This window comes from Leptospira perdikensis, from assembly GCF_004769575.1.
GTDB classification, from domain to species: Bacteria; Spirochaetota; Leptospiria; order Leptospirales; family Leptospiraceae; genus Leptospira_A; species Leptospira_A perdikensis.
Map to the genome: position 1 here is coordinate 103,288 of NZ_RQGA01000019.1, position 24,893 is coordinate 128,180.

Below are 24,893 nucleotides of genomic sequence, written 5' to 3' on the forward strand. Positions count from 1 at the left end.
TTTTTGGTCAAAGGGAAAATCCTGGAGAAAGTAGAGATTAGGGGAATATGCCACTAGCGCGTTTCAATCGATTTTTTCGAACATTGTCTTTTGCCCGAGTGGTCTGTTTGGGCTTTTTTGCCGCCATTCTAATTGGTTCGGTTGCCCTCTATATTTCTGAAGAAGGAGAACTATCCTATGTGGACAGTTTTTATCTTTCCGCTTCCTCTATTTGTGTGACGGGCCTCTCCCCAGTCCCTCTTTCGGGTCTCAATCCATCCACTCATTGGATTATGCTTTTTCTCATCCAACTCGGTGGTCTTGGAATCATCAGTTTTACCGTGATCGTCGGATTTCTCATCACCCAAGGAATTTCTAGAAACGCTCGTTTCAAAGCCTTTGTGGGTGCTGCCATTGATACCCAGGCAGAAACCGAGTCCCTTGATACAAATGAAGTGAATCGGATGTTACTTTCTATTATCAATATCTCCTTTTCTTTGGAGATTTTAGGTGCGATCGGACTTTACCTGCATATGCCGGATGGAGTGGAGGGGGGGAACACTCGTTGGTTTTTTTCCATTTTCACTGCAATCTCTTCTTTTAACAACGCTGGGTTTTCGATCACAGATGATTTGAGTGCCTTACGTTTAGATCCCTTTTCTTTATATATCGTGTCAGGGCTTGTGATCTTTGGAGGGATAGGATTTCCCGTGATCATCCTTCTGGAAAAATTCCTACTCACTGTTTTTGTTCGGATTGTTTACCGAATCGAAGTGATGGCAGAAACTCTGATGATGGAAAAAGCATTAAAAACCGGGAATGTTCCGAGACTTTTGTTACTTCCCGCTCAGTTTTCTGCATTTTTAGAAAACCGCTTAGGTGATTATAATAAACATTTAAGAGGGGAAACTACAAGAATCCAATCTAAAGTTCTTGTTTATGGATCTTCCACCTTGTTATTGTTTGGTGCTATTGGTATTTATTTTTTAGAAAGGTCCAATCCTCATACTTTTCATGGAATGGCTCTTGTTGATAAAATCTCCAATGCCTTTTTTATGTCTGTCTGTTCTCGTACAGCTGGATTTTCTACAATGGATCTGGGCCATTTGAATGATGCTACTGTTATTATCATTACTGTGCTTATGTTTATTGGTGGTGGTCCCCAAGGAACTGCCGGTGGTATTAAAATTACCACCTTTGTACTGTTACTTGCCTATTTGAAGAACGTGATTCAACCATCGAAACCGGTAATGTTATTCGGAGAGATAGTGTCTAAAAATTCAGTTGCTGTTGCCATTCGAGTGTACTTTCTTGCCACCATTGCTTTGGCGTTTATCTTTATTTTTCTTGGGATTTTGGACCAAAACCAACATTCCTTACACGTTATCTTTTTTGAGCTGATTTCTTCATTTTCCACAGTTGGTTTTAGTTTGAACCTCACCTCCCAATTGGGAGATATCGAAAAGTTGTTTTATGCAGCTGTGATGTATGTGGGTCGGGTAGGGATTTTTACTGTTCTCATTGCCGCCACAGGTCATTCTGGAGTTCCTAAGATGGGAACGATTGACGATGGCGTGAAGATCCAAGTCGGTTAGAATGGACATAAAAATCAGTTTTAGTATTTTGAGGAAGGTTCAGACTTGGTATTTGTGAAATTACGCATTCGAGATCTATTTTTTTCGCCTTGGAAACCTCCACTTTTGACCAATCCAGAACTGGAATTTGAGAAACAAAAAGAGATTCAAAAAAAAGGCCTATCGCAATTGGAATCCCGATTGGAATCAATAGAACTTCTTTTGACAAGTGATAAATGGGAAGATGCAAAACTTCTATTCCATCAACTCACTTATGACTTAGTCAATTTTCAATTACAAAGAACAGGTCAGAAAGAAATTCCCTTCGGAGCAAACCTCTCCAGTTTCTCTATTCCAGAGTCGGATCGTAAATCAAAACCATTTCGTTTTTTAGAATTTTCGGACAAACTTTCTGAACTCAAAAATACGGAACTCGACAAGATTTTGACCTTTGCCATTGATACTTATGAATTCCTTTTGGAAGAATCTAATAAAGAATTCAAATCACGTTTAATGACGACCCTTGATTCCTTTCGTTTGATCAAACGAATTCGCATTTTACTGGTTAGTTTGGTATTTACTTTTAGTTTTGTGAGTTTTTTCTATTACCAATACAAATACCCGGTAATGAAAGATCAATCGATCAAGTTGTATACTTTTGTAAGTAAGGAAAATCAGCAGACTTCCGAATCTCGGGTGGTGTCATTGCCCGTATTAAAAAAAGACATTGGCAATTGGGTTGAATATGAATTTCCTCTTGATGAATCTATGTCTTCCTTTGGCGGATTACGTATCGATCCTTTAGAGCAGAGAGGAATTCGTTTCGTTTTGGATCAAATTAGTATTTGGGATTCTAAAGGAAAAGAAATCTACTCTAAACGGATAATCGTCAGCCCGAATCTGTTGCCGGAAGATTACCAGGATTTTTTGAAAATTGTGGATGTTAAAACTGCCAGCAAACAAATGCCAGGTGAGATTGTGGAAATGATCACAACTGGATCGGATCCTCAAATCCAATTGGTATTCGCAACCTTAAATGATGCAAAAATCATTAAATTAAAAATGAAATACATTGAAGCCCATAAAGTGAAGAAAAAATGATCTACCTATATCTCAAATTAATGCGAGTCCCTCAGTGGGTGAAAAACATTATCCTTTTTGCAGGATTGATTTTTTCTAAAAAAATCTTTGAACTTCCTTCATTAACAAAAGTTTGTTTGGCTTTTCTTTGTTTTTCTCTAGTGGCCAGTTGCCAATATGTGTTTAACGATTTTTTAGACCAAAAAGAAGACGCAAAACATCCTGAGAAAAAAAATCGACCACTTGCAAGTGGAGAACTTGATTCCGGAATTGCTTTGGCCATCACCGGAGTGATATTACCCGTGGCGTTAATTGGTGCTTATAAATTGTCACCAGTTTTCTTTTACCTAACCATCTTTTACCTTCTTTTCAATATGTTATATAGCAAAGTTTTAAAACATATTGTGATTTTGGATGTGATGAGTATCTCTATTGGATTTGTTTTACGTGCCATAGCCGGTGCCGTAGTCATTGGAGTCGAATTTTCTCACTGGTTATTACTTTGTACTTTTATGTTGGCTCTCTTTTGGGGATTTTCCAAACGTAGGGGAGAGATTAATATTTTAAAAACAGATGCCGGCAAACATAGAAAGATTTTAGAAGAATATTCTATTGAGTTCCTGGATTTGATGATGGCTGTTGTTGCCACCTTAACTCTTGTCAGTTATGTGATGTACACAGTGAGTGCTGAAACTGCAAAAAGTTTAGGAACCCCATATATGGTGTACACAGTTCCTATTGTGGTTTATGCTATCTTTCGTTCATTATACATTATCTATATTAAGAACATGGGTCATAACCCGACCAAAGCCATTCTCACCGATGTGAGTGTTTTGGTCTCTGGGTTTATTTGGCTCCTTCTCATCTTATTTTTGATGTTTGGGAACTTATCCGGCCAACCACCAGTCTTACAATAGAGACTATGAAAATTTGGAAGCAGTTACCGTATGGCTGGAAGGTGGTCTTCGCCTTTGTTTTCTTTTTTTCGACCACCCTTTGTTTTGCTTACTTTAAGGGTAGGGACACACGTCCCGGGGTTCCCATCGAAATTCTTGCAACTACCCCTACCGAAGCCAATTCATGGAAAGGCCACCCGAAGGTAGTTTATTTTTGGGCGACCTGGTGCACCATTTGTAAGGCCTATGCCCCCATTCTCGAGGCCAATTTGAACTTTTTGCCAAAATCCACCATCTTTCTTTCTGTCCTAGAAGCTGAGGATTCTTTGGAAACCAAAGAAATTATGGCCGAACTCACACCTGAATCCAAACATCCCATTTATGCCGCCAACTACCGAATCCTAAAAGAATGGCGAATTTCGGCCTATCCTACAACGGTTTTTTTAAACGGAAACGGGGAGGTAGTCTTTTCTGATACGGGAATTCTAAGTCCGATTGGATTTTGGCTCCGCACTTTTCTTTTGCGCTTTTTATAAATTGTCGATGATATAACATGGATTCTTCCTTCAAACCCAAACCGCTTTTGAATAAGTCGGAACTCCGACAAATCAAACGCAGTAAAACTCGGGTCGAAGGAAAGAAGGTCATCACTGATGACGTTAAAAAACTAAAATCACTCAAAGTCACACCGGAACTGAGTTTCCAAGAATCCATCGATTACTACAAAGAACCAATTTGGATCGAATACTACATTCCAAAAGAATCCCGATTTGCTTTCGAAACAAAATATCTTTTTATTCTGCTCGTAGATCCAAAAATCACAAATGATCCGAGTGATGCGGAAAGAAAACGGGCCTCGGTCAATCGTGAAATTGTAGATGTGTTTGCTTATATGGAATCTCATCCCGATGCCATAAGGCTCATTGAAGATTCGTATCATTCCACAATTTCGATGCATGAAACAGTCCATCATATCTTCAAAGCTTACAAAGAAACTGGGGCCACAGAAGATTTAAAAACTGCCTGTTATCTAACAGAAGCATTACTTAAATACGAACCAACCATTGCAGGTCTTACATACTTTCGTGACTATGTTATCTATAACTTAAATTTTTTCATTCGCACTTTGAATCGTTTGAAGATTGAGTTTGCCTTGGAAGATGCTACAGTATCTCTTCTCATCAAACGCCGGAATGAACTTTGGGAAATGGAACACCGCGAAGAAGACGAAGATTTTGATTTGTTAGCGGCTCTCTTTTTTGAACAAGCTTTCCCAAATCGTGGGGCCGGTGAACTTTCTAGCGATGATATGTTACTCTTCGAATGAGTTTGTTCGTTACAAAAACCAATGAAATAAATCTAATAAATTATGAATTTGTGGGAACAGTTGTTTTTTCTTTAGAACTGTTGTTTCTGTTAATTGCATAGCGATGGGAATTTGTTTTTCTTGGAATGTAAAACTGAGTTTGGAAACTGATTTTGATGTCTCTTTCCAATCAGTGAATCCGTTGGATTCTTCGGAAAGTGGAAAACTATTCAATAATATATCCCAGAAATCTGACCAAGAAACAAGAACTTCCGATATGGTTCCAATTCCTGTTTTTAAATCTCTATAGAGATGTTCTTTCATAAAGTCTTTGATTCCAATGGATAAAAACTGTTTTTCTCTCTTTAGTTTCGCGAGTTCAGGAATGACGGTTCTTGGATCTAATACATCCCAATCCAAAATGAGAAAATGGCATGGTCCTGTTTGGATTCGTTTTAAAAGAAACTCCATATTCCCTTCCGTAAATACAGTTTGACCCATCGTTTTCAAAAACACTGACAGTTGTTTGTCGAAAATAGGATTTTTTGTGTAAACAACCCAAGTCAATTTTGACATACCCAAGGTATTCATAGGCAGAGTGTGAATTTCTGAATATGATTTTTCCCAAAGTAACGAAACACCTATGTTTTTATAAATTTCTTTATCCTCTTTTGTAAAATTACCACATAATATTGGTTCGATGCTCCAATCGAGTAGTTCTTTTGCAATTTCAGGAGTTGGTTTGGAGAAAAGACGAATAGAATCTGGATAGTCTTTCCAAGTTTTCTGTGTACATTCTTTTACGACGAATCCTTGTACTTGTAACCATGCGGTGATCAGGTTTTTTTCTGAGTCAGGAACTTGTGTCAAAACAGCACCGAATAGAGAGTCCATTACGATTGTATTTTAGTTGACCCCCTAGGCTTGAAAGTCATTTTAAAAAGCATCTCCGATGAAGCTCCTCAAGCGATACGCAAACCGTAGGCTCTATGATCCAGAAACCAGCTCCACCATCACTTTAGAAGATGTGGCCAAGATGATCATCGGGGGAGAAGAAATCAAAGTCCAAGACAATATGACTGGAGAAGACATCACTCCTAAAATCTTAGGACAAACCTTTCTCAAGGTCAGTTTGGGGCAAAGAAACGAAGATTTTTCTAATTTTATGTTAACCTCTCTCATTCGAGAAACGGGTAGGGATGTTTCGGGACTCTTCGAACGTTTGATTCTCGGTGGCATCGGTGCTAACTACCTTACCTCGGAACGCCTGGAGAAAATTGTTACCTCTATGGTGGAACTTGGGGAATTGCAGGAAGCGGACTTTAGCAATTATCGCGAAGACCTGTTACGTAAAATGGCTTCTCGAGCCAGCGAAAAAAAAGAACAGATCCAAAGGGATTTGGAAAAATTCAGCCAGTCCATTTTGGAAGAAAACAAGGCTACTCTTGGCGATCTTTCCGAAAAATTAAAAGAAGTCGCAGAAAAATTAAAAGAAAATTAGCGAGAATCGGTTAGAATGGCCACCCCGTGAGGTCATTTAGAATGGTTCGAAAGATAGGCTGGTATTTCATTTTTCTTTTGGTTCCTTTTTCCCTTTCTGCAGAGAGTGAAGAGCGGTTTTTCGAGATTCAACGTACACGTCTTTCCTCTTCCAATCTTATCGAGGTTCGGGATGCGATAGACCAACTTACCTTTGTTAAATCGAATCAAGGGATTCGTGATATTATATCGGTGATGGAAGGGGCTCCTAATTTTCCAACAAGTCCGGGGAATCTACCTGCTGTTAAATTTTATGCTGCTAAAGCTTTGGGAATCAAAGGAGACAAACTTGCGGTTCCTCATTTGGTCAAAACCTACCAAAAGGAGTCTGTCAACATTGCCGAGCACAATCCTCCGAAAACAAGAACTTGGAAAGATGGAGTTGCCGATAGTCGTTCTCTTTCCAGTCCTTATTTTTATGAAGATGGAGAGATCCCGATCACTCTTACTTGTGGAGAGATCTTAAGAGCCTTAGGTTCTTTACCTTTAACTTCAGAATCGGAATCAACAATCAAATCGGCCCTTATCAGCCCCAATTTTTATCTTAGAAGTTCTGCAGCAGACGCAATTTATCTTTCTCGTAAAAAAGAGGCGTTACCCAATTTAGTCGAGGCTCTTGGTAAGGAATCGGTACCCTACGCAAAAATTTCCATCTTATCAGCAGTGGTGGGACTCGAACGATTGCCAAATCAAAACTACAAAGCGGTTTTGGAATCACTGACGGACACAGACCCAGAAGTTCGCGCCAAAGCATCGGATGCCCTCCGTAGATTGGACTTCCGGATTTCGGCACCTTACTTAGAAAAGGTGATTCAGTCTGAAAACGACCCTAAGGTCTTAAAACAAATGAAATCTGATTACCAATTTCTCGTTTCCTTTCATACCCCGTAAGTTTTCTTTATTTTCATTGTGGACAAATCCGCTTTTTCTCTTAAAATGTGACAGAGCGGAGAAATTATGAAAATAAATAGCATTCTAGAAGCCATCGGAAATACACCTCACGTAAGATTGTCGCGACTTTTTGGAACTGACCATGAAGTTTATATGAAACTCGAAAGACAAAATCCTGGTGGATCCATCAAAGACCGGATTGCTCTTGCGATGATCGAAGAAGCTGAGAAATCAGGAAAATTAAAAAAGGATTCTTTTATTGTCGAACCAACTTCAGGAAATACCGGAATTGGTCTTGCGATGGTAGCAGCTGTTAAAGGGTATGCTATCACTCTCGTTATGCCTGAACATATGTCTGTAGAAAGAAGAAGGATTATGGCAGCCTACGGTGCTAAGTTTGAATTAACACCTAGAGAAAAAGGAATGCCGGGAGCGATTGCAAAAGCACAAGAAATTGTTGCAGCCAATCCAAATGCTTGGATGCCGCAACAGTTCGAAAACGAAGCGAACATTGCAGTTCATAGAGAAAAAACAGCAGAAGAAATCGCAAAAGATTTTCCAGAAGGTTTGGACTATATCATCACTGGAGTTGGTACGGGTGGTCATATTACTGGATGTGCGGAAAATTTAAAGAAGAGATTTCCTAAACTAAAAGTATTTGCTGTGGAACCAGAAGGTTCTCCTGTTCTTAGTGGTGGAAAACCTGGCCCACACCCGCTCCAAGGAATTGGTGCTGGATTCATTCCTAAAAACTGTAAAACAGAATTACTCGATGGAATCATCACTGTTGGGAAAGACGAAGCTTTCACTATGGCTGTTCTTGCTGCTAAAAAAGAAGGAATTTTTATCGGAACTTCTTCTGGTGCCAGTCTTGCTGCGGTTTCAAAAAAACTAAAAGAAATTCCTGCAGGTTCTAAGGTTCTTACTTTCTGTTATGATACAGGAGAAAGATACTTATCTGTAGAAGGTCTTTTCGTTTAATAGGGATTTACAATCACCAAACTTTTAATAGTCGAATCACCGACAAAAGCAACAACAATCGCTTCTTATTTAGATAAGGATTGGGTTGTTGTTGCTACCAAAGGTCATATCAAAGACCTTCCAACCAAATCCTATGGGATTGATTTTCAAAATTCATTTGAACCGGAATATGAATGGTTAAAAGGTAAAAAAACTGTTTTTTCCGCGATTAAAACCAAAGCAAAATTAGCTTCCATAATTTATATTGCTAGTGACCCTGATCGCGAAGGGGAAATTATCGCCAAACATTGTTTTGATGAATTAATTAAACTAAAAAAACCTATCTTTCGACTTCGTTTAAAAGAAATCTCTAAAACGGAAGTTGACCGTCAGATCAAATTAAAATCTGGTTTGGATTTGGCAGAAATTGAATCACAAATTGCGAGAAGAATTGTAGATCGAATTTTTGGATTTGAGGTTTCACCTGATTTATGGAAACAATTAAAAATTTCTTCCTTATCGGCAGGACGTGTTCAATCCACCGTCTTACATTGGATCTGTGAAAGGGAAAGGGAAATTCAAAACTTTTCCAAAGAAATTTACTACCAATTAAAATTACAAGGCTCTGTTTCTGGTGAGTCTGTGGATTTGGACCACCAAACAAAAGATAAATTAGATTCTAAATCGATCCAAAAAGTCCTTGCGGATATAGGAATTCTGCCGGAACCAAATCGGTTAAAAGAAATTCTATTGTCCGAGATCAAAAAGAAAAATATCAAACGAAATCCCCCTCCGGCATTTTCGACAGCAAGTTTACTTGAAACCAGTTTCCGTGTTTTAGGTTTTGATTCCAAAAAAACAATGAAAATAGCTCAGACGCTCTTTGAGGGAAAATCCATTGGTTCTGGAGAACGAATTGGACTGATCACTTATATGCGTACGGATAGTACTCGTGTGTCCGATTCGAAACGTGAGTTAGGAGTGAGTTACTTAAAAAAACATTTTCCTAGTTTGGTTTTGGAAGGATCCATCACTCCTAAAAAACAAAAAAAATACTCGCAAGATGCTCATGAAGCCGTGATTCCCATTCATCCCGATTATAGTCCAGAGACAATTGGTTCTTATTTATCTAATGAAGAAAGAAGTTTGTATGCCTTGATTTGGGAACGTTTTTTGACATCTCTAATGAAGCCAGAGTTAGGTGAAGAAACCGTTTATGAATTCCATAAAAATAATCATGTTTTTATCTATAAAAATGAATTCATCACAGATTCTGGATTTAAAGCCTTTGGAAAAAGAGATCAGAAAAAACATTCGAAAAAGTTTGATTGGAAAATCGGAGATCCGTTTTTATATGAGTCGCACTCTATCGAAGAAAAACAAACGGAACCACCCGTTCGGTACACACAAGGCAAACTAGTACAAAAGATGGAAGATACAGGTGTGGGACGGCCATCCACTTATGGAAGTATCATTGAAACCTTAAGAACAAGAAAATACATCGTAGAATACCATAAATCCATTGGACCAACATCGCTTGGAATGATAGTGGATGATTATCTTTTTCTTAATTTTCAAGAGATGATTGGAGAATCATTCACCAAAGACTTGGAAAACAAGTTAGACCAAATCACCGAAGATAAATCATCACGTATCAATCTGATCCAAAATTTTTATGATAGTTTGGTTGGTTTGTTGCGTACACCGAGAAAAAAATATACGAGTACGGAAAGAAAATATCCAAAATACAAAGAAGAAACACTTCCCAGTACTTACGCAAAACCCAACCCAAATCGTTCCGCGAAGATAAAGGCCTCTACAACTAGAATTTCCATCCCCACAGAGCAGACGAATGCAAAACCTTGTCCCGTTTGCAAAGAAGGTGTGGTGAAAACGAAACTAGGCAAAAAAGGAAAAACCATTTATTTTTGTTCTCGTTACCCGCATTGTGACTACATCACCTATGAATCCTAAACCACCTAAACAAAAGAAAACTTTGATTCTTGTGAATTTAGGTGGTCCAAGGTCTACCGAGGAAATTGAAGTTTTTTTAACGGATTTGTTTACCGATCCCTATGTTTTTGATTTGCCCTTACCTGAATTTTTACGCCTTCCTCTTGCTCGTTTTATTGCAAAGAAACGAACTCCGAAGGTAAAAAAAACTTACGAGTCAATGGGATTTGGTGGCGGATCCCCTTTGGTATCTGAAACTGAAAAACAAGCGAAAACTCTTGAAAGTATATTAAATCAAAAAACAAATATTGATTGGATCGTAAAAATAGCGATGACTTGTGGGTATCCACATATCCGTGATCCCGAATTTGAGAAACCAAGTCCAGATACCATCTATCTTCCGTTATATCCTCAATATTCGCGTTCGACAGTTCTTTCCACTCTCAATCATTTGGAAAAAAAATTTAAGGAATGCCCTGCTGGGAGTGGGGGTTATGTTCCAACATTTTCATTGGATCCAAAGTTCCATAAAATCTCTGCTAAATTCATTTATGAATTCTTTAATGGTGAATTGAACTCAAAAGATTTTTTGCATTTTCCGAAAGAAAAACCAAACATCGATTGGAAAGGTTTGGATTTGGTTTTTTCAGCTCATGGTGTTCCCATGCGACTCATTCATAAGGGTGATCGGTATATGCAGGAAATTGAATCCTCTGTAAAAGGAATTACAGAACAACTTCGATTGTTTGGCTTTCGGGGGAACACTTATATCTCTTATCAAAGTAAGGTGGGGCCAGCAAAATGGACGGAACCAAGTTCTATATCAATGATTGAGTCCCTTAGTCAAGAAGAGAAAGAAATTGCTGTTTATCCCATTAGTTTTGTAAGTGATCATTTAGAAACTTTAGAAGAGATTGGTGAACAATTTAAAGACATTGCTTTAAAATCAGGTGCTAAGTCTTTTACGAGGATTCCTGCTTTTGGCACCTACCTTCCGTTTATGGAATATTTGGCAGAAAGAGTGTTGGTCGGAGATTCTTCAATCCACCATTGTATTTGTAAGGAAATGGGGGGGGAATCACTCCCTACTTGTCGATTCAAATAAGGATCTAAGTCCTATTCCTTTTCTGTAATTTCCATAAAACCGAATGTCGATTCCATAAGATATCCATTCAGACTCTAATACATCCAAGCTTTGGTTGAAGATAAATAATTTTCTATCATAGGCAGGAAACACTCCGCTCCAAGAAGTAACGTAAACGGCGACAGATGGATCTAATTTTTTTGTCACCAATTCACGATCTTTTTCAAGAATAGATTCCCAAGTCTCTGTAAGATTTTCTTTGGCTGTTTCTGGATAAATCCAAGTTTCTGAATGAAGTGCTTCTTTGGCTCTTCCAGAAAAAATATCGGAATTGGATAAAACTCCGAGGGCACGAATTCCTTCGTTTTTTGCAAAAAGGATTCCGAAACATGGTTTCTTTGTTAGGTGGTTTTTTCCAAATCTAGTAATCGTGGTGATGGAAAGTAAATTGGGAGATGCGTGGGTTTGGATTTTATTACCAAGCAGTGGAATTAGATTTTTTAATGAAATACAAATTCTAATTTTGCCTTTTAGTTTTAAAATTTCGTCCAATGACTCGAATTTAAAGTTTGTTTTGATTTGAATTTTTGATTCTAAATAATGAACCAAATGGTTTACCAAATCACCCATTCCATTGGGAAAGGAAACGGTTCCGTAAGATTTTTTACCGTTTTTTTTCATTTCTTCCAAAATGGTTTTTGTTCCCGATCCATCCCATTTGGAAAAAATTGATTCTGCTTGTAGGGCCTCTAACCTCGTTCCATAAATACCACCTATTGCTGGTTCAATGATGTTTTTGGTTACGGAAGATCCAAACATATTAGTTGCCCAGGTTTCCAAGTTTTGATTTGTTTCGAATTTGATTTTTTTAAATGCAATGGTAAACAGTAGTTTTATGCCTGTTAGTATTGAGATGGGTAATCTGGAAAGTTTTCTGTTTACCCAAAAGTATCTTCTTTTGGCAGCTTTGTTGGGAAAGAGTGGCGTAAGTCCAATATCCGCAAACATGGATTTCATTTCATCAGTCAGTAAAACCCCATTGGCGGCTTGTTCCACAAGTCCTTCTGGAACTTGGTTGGTTCCAATCACTCCACCTAGTTTTTCGGAATGTTCATATAAAGTTACAGAATCACCTCGTTTTGTATGATGGTAGGCAAGGAATAATCCGGTAATCCCCCCACCAACAATATGAACCCGTTCCGTCATATGGCTTTTGAGAAGACTGGCTTTGTCGGTTGGCTTAATTGTAATTTTTCATCAAAGGCCATTGCAACAATTCTTAAAAATGGTTTTCCTAGTTCAGTAACACTAAGTGTGTTCCCTTGCCAACGAATCAAACGATCAGATTCCATTTCTTGTAAAAAGTTTGTGACATGTGATTTTATATCGTTTGGTACATTTACTTTCCAGGCAGTCATTAGATCTAAAATTAATTGTTTGCGAATCTGGTCGGAATGGTTGAGTTTGTGTCCACGTAAGATTGGGATGGTTCCTTCCGATATAGATTTTCTATATTTCATTTCTAGTTTTTGGTTTTGGAAAAAAACATCAGGTGTTTCCGAAATAGAAGAAGATCCAAGGCCTAACATAACATCTGTTTTTGATTCACTATACCCCATAAAATTTCTATGAAGTTTGTTCGAATGAAATGCCTTCCAGAGTTTGTCATGAGGAAGTGCAAAATGATCCATACCAATTTCTCTATAACCTTCTTTTTCTAACAAAGATCTGCCAATTTCATACAAATCCCTTTTTACGGTTGGTTCAGGGAGGTCTTTTTCTGTAAATAATCTTTGTGAGGCCTTGATCCATGGAACATGAGCATAAGAATAAAATGCAATCCGATCCGGTTTCAGTTCCAATGTCCTTTCGATCGAGTATTTCATGGAATCCAATGTTTGTTTTGGTAGACCATAAATCAGATCAAAATTGATGGAATCAAATCCAAGAGCTCTTGCTTCTAAAGTGATGTTTTCTGTTAATTCAAAAGGTTGGATTCTGTTGACTAACCTTTGCACTTCAGGATCAAAATCTTGAACTCCCAAACTAATCCTTCTAAATCCTAGTTTTTGTAAAAGTTTTAGTTGAGAAACTCTTGTCCTTCGTGGGTCCACTTCGATGGAATATTGCGGATCTTTCGCTGGATTTAGTTTGTTAAGAATGAATTCAATGGTTGATTGTAAATTATAGTCTGAGAGGTAAGTAGGGCTTCCTCCTCCCAAGTGAAGTTCACTTAAATTTTTTCCCTTTAAGTTTGAAACTTTTTCAGTGTATAACTCTAATTCATTTTTAAGAGCAATAACATAAGGTTCTTCAACTGTATGATTTTTGGTTATCGAAGTATTACATCCACAAAAGGTACAAAGTGTTTCGCAAAATGGAATGTGAAGGTATAAAGTCAGTTTTGATTCTTTCGGAGTTAGGTGAGTTTCGAGTGATTGGATACATTCGTCTAAAGTAGGGGAATCTGTCCAATAAGGGACGGTTGGATAACTTGTATATCTGGGAGCCGGCGTGTCGTATTTTTCCAGTAGGCCTTTCATTCGCTAAATACCTTTCTTGTTTCTTCGATAAGTAGGTGAATTGAACTTTCAGGCGTGAATTGTAAAACTCCATGCCCAAGGCCTGCCACCCATCCCTTTCTTTCTTCTGGATCGAGGTCTTTGATTGGTAAAAGATATTCCCTTATTTTCTGTTTCAATATTTGATTGTCAGAAAATAAAAGTTCTTGGTCAAAATTCCCTTGTATAAAACCTTTTCCACCGAAGTTTTTTAATGTTTCTGGGATAGAAAACCGGTGGTCTACACCAAAGCCTGCTAAGTTTTGAATGGTTTGGATTTGCCTTATTTGTTCTTCTGTTGCATTTTTTGCATAATATCCAATTTGTTTAGGATAGAGTTTTGTAAATTCTGTCATCGGTTGTGTGACGTAGCGATGAAAATTATAAGGGTCTAACATACCGGCTGCAGTATCAAAAATCATTACAAGTTCTGCTCCACCTTGCAATTGTAATTCGATATTGTTTTTTAAAAGAGGGACAAGAATTGAATAAAACTCATCCACAAAGTTTTGATTGGTTTTGATAAAAGACATGTTCCCGTCGTGTTTACCAATGCTTGCATAAGTCATTAGTGTGAAGGGACCACCGACAAATCCGATTAAGGAAACATCTTTTGGTAATACTTCTCTTGTTCGAATGACTGCTTCTTTTTGAAACTTTAATCCTTCAATGGCTTCATTAGCAGGTTTTAAGCGTAATAAATCTTTTTCAGATTTGAGCGAAAAAGAAAGTTTAGGGCCTGGATCATACGTTAAACCCATACCCAATGCTTCTAAAGGAAACAGCAGATCAGAAAAAAGAATACTTACATCAAATCCAAATTCCTGGACTGGCCCTAGTGCGACCTCTGCTGCTAGTTCCGGTTGTTTACAGAGTTCCATAAAACTATAAGTTTCTTTCAGTTTCCGATAGTGTGCATGGTATCGTCCTGCTTGGCGCATGAACCATATTGGCGGAATGTTTTGTGGAACTAAATTGAGGGCATTTGTGAATCGTTCGTTTCTGAATTGAGTGGTAATCATATTTTTTTCTGTAATGCCTGTTTTGTTTTACTTAATGTAGTTTCTATAATTTCATTTGTATGGGCAGTTGATAAAAATCCAACCTCATACCCGCTAGGTGCTAGATAGACACCCTGGTCTAATAGTTTATGGAAAAAAATTGAAAACTTTGTTTTATGATCGGTTGGGATGTCTGCGATGGTTCGAACGGACTCCTTGGTTTTGCCTTTTAACCAATAGAGACTTCCGAAAGTAACTGCTTCCCAGCCTTCGTCTCCCGAATCTGCCAAAAGTTTCACAATCCCCGAGGTTAATTGTTTGGTTTTTGATTCCAAATCTGGATAGGGATTTTCATTCCATGCTTTGGTTAAGGTTTTTAGGCCTGCTCGCATTCCGATTGGATTGGCAGATAACGTTCCTGCTTGGTAAACCGGACCACTGGGTGCCACTAAATCCATCAGATCTTTTTTGCCTGCATAAGCTCCCACAGGAAAACCACCACCAATGATTTTTCCATAACAAACTAAATCGGGAGTGATGCCGGTAAGTCCTGCCATCCCTTGGAAGGAAACTCTAAATCCTGAAATCACTTCATCAAACAAAAGTAATACACCATACTTTGTTGTGAGTTCTCTACATTTTTTTAAGAATTCAGTTCTTTGAGGAAGGAGGCCATAATTTGCGGGAATTGGCTCAATGGCAAGGCAAGCAATCTCATTTCCTTGTTTTAGAAAGAGTTCCTCTAAAGCAATCTCATCATCTAACGGTAGTACGAGTGTATTTTGAATGATTTCTGGACCAATCCCTTTACTATCACTAGAACTGAGACCAGCAAGACCGGACCCTGCTTTCACTAGGAGTTGGTCTAAGTGGCCATGATAACAACCATCAAATTTTAGAATTTTACTTCTACCGGTTGCGGCTCGTGCCACACGAAGGGCACTCATGACCGCTTCCGTACCGGAGTTGACAAACCGGATTTTTTCTACCCAAGGAATTCTGTTTGTTATAAACTCGGCAAGTTCTAAGGAATATGGCTCACAGGCACCAAAGGACCAAGCCTTTCTCACTGTATCTTCTACGACTTCTTGGATCTCTGGATGTCTATGACCAAAAAGGAGCGGGCCGAAACTTAAACAGTAATCAATATATTCTTTTCCTTCAACTGACTTTAAATAGGCGCCGCTTGCTTCGCTAAAAAAAACAGGAGTACCTCCGACTGATGCAAAGGAACGAACAGGGCTATGAACTCCCCCTGGAACTACTTTTTTGGAACGAAGAAATAATTCTTCTGAATTCATGAATACAACCTTTTTGCAATCCTTGCACCGTAAGAAATTAAATAAGAAGAACCTGCTCTTCTAAATACATCCCAAGTTTCTTTGAGGCCCTCTTCAAAATTTAAAAATCCTTCTTTTGCTAAATAAACAAGACTAGCATACTCACCACTTACTTGGTAGGCACCAGTAGGAAGTCCTGTTTTTTCTTTGATGGGAGCAATGAGATCAATAGCGGTCATTCCTGGTTTGACCATGAGTAAGTCCGCACCTTCTTCTTTATCTCTAATGGAAGTGTGGATGGCTGTGTCACGATCGCGAACATCGAGTTGGTATCCGCTACGATCACCAAATTGTGGTGATGAATCAGCGGCACCGCGAAAAGGTCCATAGAAATTACTTTTGAATTTTGTGGAATAACTCATGATAGGAACCATAGTGTGTTCGTTTGCATCTAAGATTTTTCTATGAGAGCCGACTCGGCCATCCATCATATCACTCGGGGCAATCCCATCTGCACCGGCATCTGCATAAATGAGGGCCAGATCAGAAAGGCGTTTAAGTGTTAAGTCGAGATCGATATTTCCTGATTTGTGAAAGTGGCAACAATGCCCTGTAGTTGTCACCGAACAGATGCAAGTATCTAACCAGAGAAACATATCGGGAAATGTTTTTTTTATGGCGCTGATATTCGTATGGTAAAAGTTTTTTGGAAAACTTGTATCTGATTTGTCTTTAGGAACCATAAACAATAAAAATTGAGATACACCAGCTTTTAAGTCAGATTCAATTTGATGGAAAATAGATTTATTCGTGTCACGAAAAACATCGGGTAATCCTTTGATCGGTTCCTTTTCTTCAATGCCTTCTGCAAGAAAAAGTGGTTGGATCATTTTGTTTACATTAAGTGATCCAGTTTCACCTAAATTTCTTAAATATTGATTGGAGCGTAAACGCAGTGTTTGTTTTTTCATGGTTTTATATACCTTTCTATCCAAGAATCAAAAGATAATGATACAAAAACTCTGGTTCCTGAAGGTTCCTCACCTATTGTCTGTTTAATCTTCTTAAATGTCGATCCAGGGCCAACAAAGTGAATCACATCTAGTAGTTCTGGAAAACGTTTTGTGACGATATCAAACTCGGAGCCACTACGCCAATAAGCTGCTTTGATTTTCGAAGTATCAAAAGGAACTGGAATTTCCGGTGCTGAGACAAAGTAGGTCGGAATCACTGGATAGATACTATTGTGTTTATCAGAATCGACATGTGTGAGTTTTACAAAATTTGGTTTTCTACCTAAAAGGAGGTCTATCATCGGTGGTTCACTTTCACCTAATCCATCACAGGTGCCGTTTACCCAAAAACCTCTGAGAGCAAGGTCTTTCCAAGTTGATAGTCCTGCTGACCATAGTATTTGGTTTGTGGGGTTTACAGATAAATCTAATGGGAAGGCATAACCTCGTGATACAAATACATCAACATCTTTTGGAATGGAGTAGGTGAGACGTTCTCTCTGTCTAGCTGCCATTTTAGCGTTTGGAGGCCATACCTCATCGCGATGAAAGGATAAATTAGGTGTTCCGGATAGTTCTTTTGAGTATAGTGTTTTACCGTCTTCTGTTTCACCTCTAACAAAAGTTATTTTTCCGTAGTCTCTTGTTAAAACTGAAACTCCAATTTTTTGATGACACCCGCCGCCATATTGAGATAGAATTTTTCTTTCTTCTTCTGCAGTTATCTCAGCATTGATATCAGAGATTTCTTTTAGCAAGGACTCCAGATGTTTATCTTCCTTTCTGATTTCTGCGCAAAGAGCACCTTGTGCCGGTGCACTCGGAAATATAGAAGATGGCATTACCATAAATAGAGATAAATTTACAGCTTCTCTTATCAATTGTTTGACTTCTTTTAATTCAGAAACTTGATTATCGTCATCGTCAAAATTTAGAATTCTATCTAAAGCTGCCTTTGCGATTAAAATACCGCCATTGTCATGTTCCAGATACTTTCGTATTCTTGTCTGTATATTCCCTCTGACTGATTCGATTTTGACATGAAACGAATTGATAGGAGTGGGAAAGTATGTTTTTACGAAGTCGCGGATATGGTGTTCTCTTCTTGGAGAAGAAGTGAGGATTGTAATTTCTGTTGGAGCAGAGATCCATTTGTTTCGTTTGAATAATAAAATATCGCGAACATCTTCTCTCGCTAGAATGGGAACGAGAGTTGTCTCTTTTCGATCTCTTAAATCCATATCTTTCCAAGAATGAATGGCGATATCAATTTTGTATTTCAGTAAGTCTTCTTGGAGGTCTTTAGTAAAGATCCCTTGACCTGCAAATTGCCAAAGCGGAGTTTTTAGATCTTTGTCGCCGGCAGATTCTCGAAATACAGTTTGGAATTCTTTTGTTTGGTTTTTTTCTTGAAGAGCTTTGATTACAGAAAGGATTTGAATGCGCGAGAGAAGTGAGGATCTTCCTCCGATTTTGATCATATCAGACAAGTAAATCTTCCCATCCGTTCATTATGTGTAATTGTTCTTCCTCCCGCTCCCGAGTGAGTTCCGTTAGAAAGAATTGTAAATCCATTTTCACTGATTGGATTTGTTCATCTGTTTCTTGTAGATCACTTAGGATTTTCGAAAGAGGAATATAGTTTTGATTATTAGTTTCGTTAGTTGCGGTTTCGCGAAAATCTAAAATTAAGGAAGAACTTTTGATCATTGATTCCCAGTTAAACGGTAAAAAACTTGAAGCGATAACAATTGCTTCATCGCCTGGTTTATAATCTTCCCAATGATAAACTTTGATTGAAAATTCATTTTGTAATTCGGTCAGTTTCGTTTGGTTTCTTCCGATGAGGCGGACTTCTTTCTCTTTGGAAACAAGATAAGGTAGGATGGAACTTGCTAGTTTACCTGTTCCAAGTATAGTGATTGATTTATGTTTTTGTAAATAGGAATCAGCGACACTTCCGTATGTTTGTCTACCGATTCCTGTTAAGTATTTTGAACGAATTTGTTTTGTATGTTCTAAAATTTGGTCTCGCAATCTTAAGAGAGAGAGTGCAAAAGTAGAGTTAGTTACCATCTCCTCTCTGAATCGATCTCGAAACTGTGCTTGGATTTCAGATTCCCCAAAAAGTTTGGATCTAAGACCAGAAACAACCTCTAGAAGAAAACGATAGGCTTCATATCCATGGAATACTTCATAACCCTTGTAAAATCGTTCTGATTCTGTTATGGGAAATAATCGATGGTCTCCAAATGCAATTGATCTTTGGCATGTTTGCCAGACCTCTAGGCGAGAATCGTCTAAAGGGTTACTGATGGGATCATTTGAATGTAATAGAATCAGGTTTGACCACATAATTTTATTCTATCAAATACAAGGTTCCAACTGTCACAAGATTGTCAGTCTCTAAAAAAATAAAATATGATATTGAAACTAAGTCTCAATTAATAAGGAATGGTTAGTAATGAACGAAAAGAATTGGAAAGAAAAACTCACTCCCTTACAATACCAAGTCACTAGAGAAAAAGGCACCGAACGACCGTTTACCGGTGAATACTATGAACATAAAGAGAAAGGTACTTACCTTTGTGTTTGTTGTGGCGAGGCACTTTTTTCTTCTGAGGCAAAATATGATTCTGGTAGTGGCTGGCCTAGTTACTATGAACCAGTCCGGGCAGAAGTGGTTGCCACCGAATCCGATAAAACTCATGGGATGGTGCGCACGGAAATTCTTTGCCAAAATTGCGGAGCCCACCTGGGCCATGTGTTCCCGGATGGCCCGAAACCAACGGGTTTACGATATTGCGTGAATTCTGCTTCTTTAAAGTTTGAAAAGAAATCTTAAGAAAAGGATCGGAAAGATGGGCTACTCTGGACAGTGGAACTGGATGGTTAGATTTTGATGAATTTAATTCGATACACTTGTTTTTCGAGAAGTCTTCCTTTTTAAAGGGAGATTTGCTTCGGCATGGTTCTCTGTTCGTCATTAACGAAAGTTGCTATCCATTGACGGTGACTTTCTTTGGAAACTGAATTACCTTTGCACGTGGCTTACTTTTGCATGTGAGGTTCGAAAGAAAGTCACTCACTTTGGAGTCTCACATTCTGATGAAATCCATGGACATTTTAACCCACTTGAAAAGGTAAGTGAGTTACTCTTTTAGCCAGGAGACTTCTACGCATCCATCGGGCTTTCTGTTGTCGGAAACGACGGCTCGGTCTAATGCCACAGCCCCCAGGTTGACTCCAATACGAATTGCAATTCGTTTTGCTAGATGGGAGTATTGGTTTGCTTCGCAACGGTTTCCTAATCGCGATTCCAGTTTAGAAATTTGTAATAGGAGACCTGCGTTTCCTTCGGATTCTTTCATACCGATGGCATGTTTCAGCTGGATTGCTTTTTTTAAATCTTCTCTTGCTGAAAGGAGTTCGTTTGTCTCCATTTTTTGAATGGCTCTTTCTTCTAGATTTGCAATGACAGAGGGAATCCGGGACAACCTCGTGTTCTTAAGGATATCATCCGCCGAATCATCTAAAATAGGATTCGCATGCAAACCAAAGGATATGATGAATATTATAGCAATTTGGTATTTGATCATACAATGACTGCCTTGCGGACTCCTTTCTTTATAAGGAATGCATAATTTGTGCCAATTGGATGAAATACTCATAGACGATTTCGATAGTGACTTTCCAATGAAACTGACTCTGGCCGAGCGATCGCCTTTTTCCTTCCTTCAGGAAGGAAAGGGGAGGAAAGTCCGGACACTAGGGGACAATCGGACCGAGTAACACTTGGGCTTTTGGATTCCAGAAATGGGGTTCAGGGGACGGAAAGTGCAACAGAAAGGAAACCGCCTACTTTTGGTAGGTAAGGGTGAAATGGTGGGGTAAGAGCCCACCGCTCTATTTGTGAGAATAGAGGCTTGGTAAACCCTCCGATGTGCAATCTCAAGTAAACAACCGTTATGAGCATGTCCCGCCAGGTTGTGGGTAGAGAGCATCAGATAAATGATCGCATAGAACAGAATCCGGCTTACGGGCCAGAGTCACCTTTTTTTAATATGGTCTGGATCACCTTTTCCTCGTCAGGTGGATAAAATACACAAACCAAAGTTCTAATTTTCAAAATTGTTTCTGCTAAACTTGTTCTTGTTTCTGCCTGATCCCAGTTTTCAAAACCAATGATAATCCCGCAGGTTTCTTCCATTCCTGCAAATTCGTTACAAGAATAGTTCCGCATACCATTCTCATCAAAAAATTGTTTTAACCCATTCTGTATTACGGATTTTTCCGATCTGTATATCACAACAATTTCATCATTTTCTACTTCTAATACTTTTTTAGCATAACCATAACACCATCGGATTTGATCTGTTAGGTCTTCGTCTGTTTTTATAAACTGAATATCTGAGAGGTTACTCTGGATTGGGGACTCAGAAACATCGCCAAGGAGTGCGTTTGCAAAAGTAACTATTTCCGGAGAATTTCTAATGTTTCTTGTGATATCCCAGACGTGAATAGGAAGAGAATTCCAATAGGATAATAGATGGGATTCTATATATTTAAAACGTCGGGTAAAAAAAAGAATCCAATGTTTACTTTCCCAGAAGAATTTAGATAAATACAAAAAAACTTCGTTGGATCGAGGATGAGTTAAACTATCGTCAATCCCATCTGCTATTAGTATATCAATATTGTTATGTTTGATTTCGTTGATTTCTGTGATGAGTTCGATATTTGTCCTTTCTGGAATATTTTCTAATTCTTCTTTCCAAATTTCGTAAAGTGCTTTCGCACCTTGCCACAATAATACTTTTTTACCAGCACGAGCATTTTGTAAGGCCAACTCTCCTGCAAGGATTGATTTCCCAGATCCGGTGCTTCCAAAAACAAGATTGTGCGGATGGCGGTTCATTCCTTCTACCAATTCGAATTGTTCTTTGGTAAAAAATAATAAATTCTCTTCTTCTTTTTCCTTCTGAGACCGAAAGGTTTGGAAAAAATTAAGATTCTTTTTTATGATTTCATGTGCTCTTGTCACCACCGTCTCAGGCAGTGGTTCTCTGTTGTATTGAAAAAAGATCGATTCTAGAATGGAATTTAAATCAATTTCATCACTTACTTCTTTTCCACCAAACACATACAAATGCCTATCATTCGGTAAATGAAATTCCTTTCTTTCATTTTTTAAAAAGAAAACAGCACTATCATAGTAATCGAATGGAAATAAATCCTCTAATTGGTTGTGATTTTTAAAAAACTCTCGAATCAAATCTCTTTGTGTGACCACTTGTTCGATGGGGCTTGAATAGGATTTACCTTCAACGGATTTCCAGTCTCTCTCTCGCACATTATAAAATTCCCATTGCCCTTTTCTTTGTCTCCACCTCCCATTTTTTAATTCAATGGTGATCACACCAAACGGTGAGATCACAAGGAAATCAATTTCTCGCATGGGAACGTCAGGTGTGATGAGGGTAATGGAGTAATAGATATTACAAGGAATGTGAATTTCCTTGGAAAAACGGGTATAAAAATGCGATTCGAGCGAAATATCTTTAGCTTTTGTGCGAAACTGTTTTGGATAAATCATTTTTTAGTTCTGCAAACTTACTACCAATGTTTCCATTGGTGATATGAAACTGATACCACCAACCGTAATTTTCTGCCTATTGTTTTGCGCCTGCGCGGGTGGGAATATTAAAATAAAGATAAAACCAGATCTCTCGGGAGATTTGGTTTTATATCAAAAAAGGATCACAAAAAAAAAGGGAGGCCTATTTTTTGGATCGGGACTTGTTCCGACGGGGGAACTTGAGATCAGTATCAAAGAACGAGCGTATCAATTTTCTAATTATACTCATATCCTACCACCAGGATTTCGTTTGATCGAATTCACTGAAGAGGGAGTGCGTGAAATTCAGTTGGTTGTTGATACAGGTAAAACCTCTCCTCTTTTGAAGGCCTTGGAAATCGATAAAGAAGAAATAAATTCCATTCTAACAGAAGCAAAACTTCGGGATGATTTACTTCGATTCAACACTCTGGTTGAGTTCATTCAGTTTGAGGTCCAGTTTCCCTTTCCGATCAAAAAGGTAAAGTTTGCAGATCCTAGGACTCCAGGAGAGTGGACTGCCAGATTAGATAGTAATGAAAAGATGATCGTAAACATTCCCTTACATTCGATTTGGGCTAATGAACACCAACTAACAACGGTTCAAATATACCCTGATTCAAATTAGGATTTGTGAAAGTATTTTGAGTTTAAATTGTTAACGATTTCTTTTAGGACCTTTCTTCTTTCATGAATGTCGGGAAGTATCTCTTTTAAATTCCTTCGCATTTCAAAAAGAGTTTCCAGTAATTCATGATCTTCTTTAGGCAGGATCTCTTCAAAAAGTTTACGCAGTGTGGATGACATACCAGCAAACTTTCCATCCGTTGAAATCGCAAATTGTACAGGGCCTAAGTTAACAAGAGAGGCGGAATAAAAATCACAATTCTTGGGATCATCAACCGAGTTCACCCAAGTTCCTTTTTCTTTTGCGATTTTTCGGAAATTTCGATTGGTGTCTGGATCACTTGTTGCCAAAAAAATAACGTCCCGGTGATTCAAATCTTCTTCTTTCACTGCACGTCTTTCTACAAGGATATCAGGATATTTTGCTAAAAAGGTATTCACTTCATCGTTTAGATCAATAGATATCACTTGTATTTTAGCACCTGTAAATTCGAGGCCCACAAGTTTTTCCAAACAAGCATTCCCACCGCCAACGATGAGAATATTTCTATTCTCTAAGTTTAAAAAGATTGGATATTTTTTTAAACTCATTTTGTAAGAAGACTGATTAGCGTAGATTTTTGGATTTTTTCACTACGATCAAGTAAGGGGCGGATCACTTCACCCACATAAAGAATTCCAGGACCAGAAGATTGTTTTTGAATTCCATCTAACATAGTTTCTGCGAGCGTAGACGTTGTATAAATAGGATTCCCTCTTCCGACATTTTCTGCAAGGACTAGGGGAGTTGTCTCTTTGATACCTTTTTGAATTAAAATCTCAGCAAGTTCCTTTGTTTTTTTACTTCCCATTAAAATGACAATGGTTCCTAAAAAGTTTTCCATTCCGATCCAACTGCGTTCGTCTTCTAAAATGGTATGGCCATCGAGAATGATGATTTGTCTGGATATCCCACGAACGGTAAGTGACACACCTAATTCAGCCACTCCCGTTGTCACGGAACTCACTCCGGGGACAACTTCAAAGGGAATTCCCTTTTTTTCTAGGCTTTCGATTTCTTCTGCAAGCCGTCCAAAAATAGAAGCATCTCCCCCCTTCAATCGAACCACTCGTTTTCCTTGGAGTGCAAGTTCGACAAGTAGGGAATTGATCTCTGTTTGGGTGCGGGCGTGTTCCTCTGCCCTTTTCCCTACATAGAGGATCTGCGCTGTCTCTGGAAATAAGTCTAAAAATCCGGGATCAAGAAGTGCATCATAAAGAATGGCATCAGCAGATTCGATTCTAGTTCGGCCACGGAGGGTCAAAAGGTCAATGGGGCCTGGGCCGCCACTGACAAAACTCACAAATCCATGTTCTGTCTTATTGGAGGACATATCTGTTATACCTTGCGACATTGTAGGAAATAGTCAAGTTATTGGCTAATAATTTCTACAAAATCTCCATTTTTTTGGTTTACTTGGGCTATATCTCTGGGGAAAGATTCAATTTATCAGACTTTTTGGATGTTTTACTGGAATCCAAATCAAATATAG

23 protein-coding genes, 1 other RNA gene and 1 pseudogene are annotated in these 24,893 nt (G+C 38.4%); 13 read left to right on the top strand and 12 right to left on the bottom strand.

Features of this window, described 5'->3' with window-relative positions; translation table 11 throughout:
* Positions 1–47 precede the first annotated feature (47 nt).
* From EHQ49_RS18230 to EHQ49_RS18250, 5 genes are read left to right on the top strand one after another with little or no spacing between them, the layout of a single operon-like run.
* Positions 48–1,574 (top strand): TrkH family potassium uptake protein, encoded by a 1,527-nt coding sequence (locus EHQ49_RS18230; RefSeq protein WP_135581375.1) that lies wholly within the window; start codon positions 48–50, stop codon positions 1,572–1,574.
* A 54-nt stretch (positions 1,575–1,628) separates the two neighbouring features.
* On the top strand, positions 1,629–2,654 hold the full coding sequence (locus tag EHQ49_RS18235; protein ID WP_341867083.1) for a hypothetical protein: 1,026 nt from the start codon (positions 1,629–1,631) through the stop codon (positions 2,652–2,654).
* Positions 2,651–3,550: a decaprenyl-phosphate phosphoribosyltransferase gene (locus EHQ49_RS18240; protein ID WP_135581379.1), complete on the top strand. Its 900-nt coding sequence runs from the start codon at positions 2,651–2,653 to the stop codon at positions 3,548–3,550. The genes EHQ49_RS18235 and EHQ49_RS18240 overlap by 4 nt, the downstream gene beginning before the upstream one ends.
* Before the next feature lie 5 nt (positions 3,551–3,555).
* The gene (locus EHQ49_RS18245) at positions 3,556–4,065 is read left to right on the top strand and encodes a TlpA family protein disulfide reductase (protein WP_135581381.1); all 510 of its coding nucleotides are present in this window, start codon (positions 3,556–3,558) and stop codon (positions 4,063–4,065) included.
* A gap of 17 nt (positions 4,066–4,082) precedes the next feature.
* Positions 4,083–4,856 (top strand): hypothetical protein, encoded by a 774-nt coding sequence (locus tag EHQ49_RS18250; RefSeq protein ID WP_135581383.1) that lies wholly within the window; start codon positions 4,083–4,085, stop codon positions 4,854–4,856.
* A gap of 9 nt (positions 4,857–4,865) precedes the next feature.
* On the opposite strand, the gene EHQ49_RS18255 is transcribed toward EHQ49_RS18250, so the two are convergent.
* Entirely contained in the window at positions 4,866–5,729 is an 864-nt protein-coding gene (locus tag EHQ49_RS18255) for a hypothetical protein (protein ID WP_135581385.1), read from the bottom strand.
* Positions 5,730–5,787: 58 nt separating this feature from the next.
* Here EHQ49_RS18255 and EHQ49_RS18260 point away from each other — a divergent pair, with 58 nt between their 5' ends.
* From EHQ49_RS18260 to hemH, 5 genes are all read left to right on the top strand, one after another.
* Positions 5,788–6,336 (top strand): polyhydroxyalkanoate synthesis regulator DNA-binding domain-containing protein, encoded by a 549-nt coding sequence (locus EHQ49_RS18260; RefSeq protein WP_135581387.1) that lies wholly within the window; start codon positions 5,788–5,790, stop codon positions 6,334–6,336.
* 41 nt (positions 6,337–6,377) lie between these two features.
* Complete coding sequence (locus tag EHQ49_RS18265; protein WP_135581389.1) at positions 6,378–7,265, top strand: HEAT repeat domain-containing protein; 888 nt, start codon at positions 6,378–6,380, stop codon at positions 7,263–7,265.
* 66 nt (positions 7,266–7,331) lie between these two features.
* The gene (gene cysK / locus EHQ49_RS18270) at positions 7,332–8,246 is read left to right on the top strand and encodes a cysteine synthase A (RefSeq protein WP_002972008.1); all 915 of its coding nucleotides are present in this window, start codon (positions 7,332–7,334) and stop codon (positions 8,244–8,246) included.
* Between the two features lie 57 nt (positions 8,247–8,303).
* Positions 8,304–10,199 carry a type I DNA topoisomerase gene (gene topA / locus EHQ49_RS18275; RefSeq protein WP_244241554.1) on the top strand — a complete coding sequence of 632 codons (1,896 nt, stop codon included), beginning with the start codon at positions 8,304–8,306 and terminating at the stop codon, positions 10,197–10,199.
* Positions 10,189–11,283 carry a ferrochelatase gene (gene hemH / locus EHQ49_RS18280; protein ID WP_135581393.1) on the top strand — a complete coding sequence of 365 codons (1,095 nt, stop codon included), beginning with the start codon at positions 10,189–10,191 and terminating at the stop codon, positions 11,281–11,283. Before topA ends, hemH begins: the two co-directional genes overlap by 11 nt.
* Here the strand turns inward: hemH and EHQ49_RS18285 are convergent.
* From EHQ49_RS18285 to EHQ49_RS18315, 7 genes are read right to left on the bottom strand one after another with little or no spacing between them, the layout of a single operon-like run.
* Entirely contained in the window at positions 11,257–12,468 is a 1,212-nt protein-coding gene (locus EHQ49_RS18285; RefSeq protein WP_135581395.1) for a protoporphyrinogen/coproporphyrinogen oxidase, read from the bottom strand. The genes hemH and EHQ49_RS18285 overlap by 27 nt on opposite strands.
* Positions 12,465–13,805 (bottom strand): oxygen-independent coproporphyrinogen III oxidase, encoded by a 1,341-nt coding sequence (gene hemN, locus EHQ49_RS18290; RefSeq protein ID WP_135581396.1) that lies wholly within the window; start codon positions 13,803–13,805, stop codon positions 12,465–12,467. Before hemN ends, EHQ49_RS18285 begins: the two co-directional genes overlap by 4 nt.
* Positions 13,802–14,845 (bottom strand): uroporphyrinogen decarboxylase family protein, encoded by a 1,044-nt coding sequence (locus EHQ49_RS18295; RefSeq protein WP_135581398.1) that lies wholly within the window; start codon positions 14,843–14,845, stop codon positions 13,802–13,804. Before EHQ49_RS18295 ends, hemN begins: the two co-directional genes overlap by 4 nt.
* Positions 14,842–16,125, bottom strand: coding sequence for a glutamate-1-semialdehyde 2,1-aminomutase (hemL, locus tag EHQ49_RS18300; RefSeq protein WP_135581400.1), 1,284 nt, complete (start codon positions 16,123–16,125; stop codon positions 14,842–14,844). Before hemL ends, EHQ49_RS18295 begins: the two co-directional genes overlap by 4 nt.
* Positions 16,122–17,075: a porphobilinogen synthase gene (gene hemB, locus EHQ49_RS18305; protein WP_135581402.1), complete on the bottom strand. Its 954-nt coding sequence runs from the start codon at positions 17,073–17,075 to the stop codon at positions 16,122–16,124. The genes hemL and hemB overlap by 4 nt, the downstream gene beginning before the upstream one ends.
* Positions 17,072–18,598 (bottom strand): hydroxymethylbilane synthase, encoded by a 1,527-nt coding sequence (hemC, locus tag EHQ49_RS18310; protein WP_244241551.1) that lies wholly within the window; start codon positions 18,596–18,598, stop codon positions 17,072–17,074. Before hemC ends, hemB begins: the two co-directional genes overlap by 4 nt.
* A gap of 1 nt (position 18,599) precedes the next feature.
* Complete coding sequence (locus EHQ49_RS18315) at positions 18,600–19,472, bottom strand: NAD(P)-binding domain-containing protein (RefSeq protein ID WP_135581405.1); 873 nt, start codon at positions 19,470–19,472, stop codon at positions 18,600–18,602.
* Positions 19,473–19,581: 109 nt separating this feature from the next.
* On the opposite strand from EHQ49_RS18315, the gene msrB reads away from it, so the two are divergent.
* Positions 19,582–19,962: a peptide-methionine (R)-S-oxide reductase MsrB gene (gene msrB, locus EHQ49_RS18320; RefSeq protein WP_135581407.1), complete on the top strand. Its 381-nt coding sequence runs from the start codon at positions 19,582–19,584 to the stop codon at positions 19,960–19,962.
* Positions 19,963–20,269: 307 nt separating this feature from the next.
* On the opposite strand, the gene EHQ49_RS18325 is transcribed toward msrB, so the two are convergent.
* Positions 20,270–20,716, bottom strand: a complete 447-nt coding sequence (locus EHQ49_RS18325) for an LEPBI_I1174 family sigma 54-regulated protein (protein WP_135581409.1) — start codon at positions 20,714–20,716, stop codon at positions 20,270–20,272.
* Positions 20,717–20,821: 105 nt separating this feature from the next.
* Here EHQ49_RS18325 and rnpB point away from each other — a divergent pair.
* An RNA gene (gene rnpB / locus EHQ49_RS18330) (RNase P RNA component class A) lies at positions 20,822–21,172 on the top strand.
* Positions 21,173–22,323: 1,151 nt separating this feature from the next.
* Here rnpB and EHQ49_RS18875 read toward each other — a convergent pair.
* A pseudogene (locus tag EHQ49_RS18875) lies at positions 22,324–22,713 on the bottom strand (nuclease-related domain-containing protein); the annotation flags it as partial.
* A 43-nt stretch (positions 22,714–22,756) separates the two neighbouring features.
* Between EHQ49_RS18875 and EHQ49_RS18340 the strand changes: the two are divergent.
* A complete protein-coding gene (locus EHQ49_RS18340; protein WP_208732249.1) occupies positions 22,757–23,362 on the top strand; it encodes an LBF_1134 family protein in 606 nt (201 codons plus the stop codon).
* Here EHQ49_RS18340 and EHQ49_RS18345 read toward each other — a convergent pair.
* Entirely contained in the window at positions 23,359–23,952 is a 594-nt protein-coding gene (locus EHQ49_RS18345; RefSeq protein ID WP_135581412.1) for a precorrin-2 dehydrogenase/sirohydrochlorin ferrochelatase family protein, read from the bottom strand. The two genes, EHQ49_RS18340 and EHQ49_RS18345, sit on opposite strands and share 4 nt — an antisense overlap.
* Entirely contained in the window at positions 23,949–24,734 is a 786-nt protein-coding gene (cobA, locus tag EHQ49_RS18350) for a uroporphyrinogen-III C-methyltransferase (RefSeq protein WP_135581413.1), read from the bottom strand. The genes EHQ49_RS18345 and cobA overlap by 4 nt, the downstream gene beginning before the upstream one ends.
* Positions 24,735–24,893 lie beyond the last annotated feature (159 nt).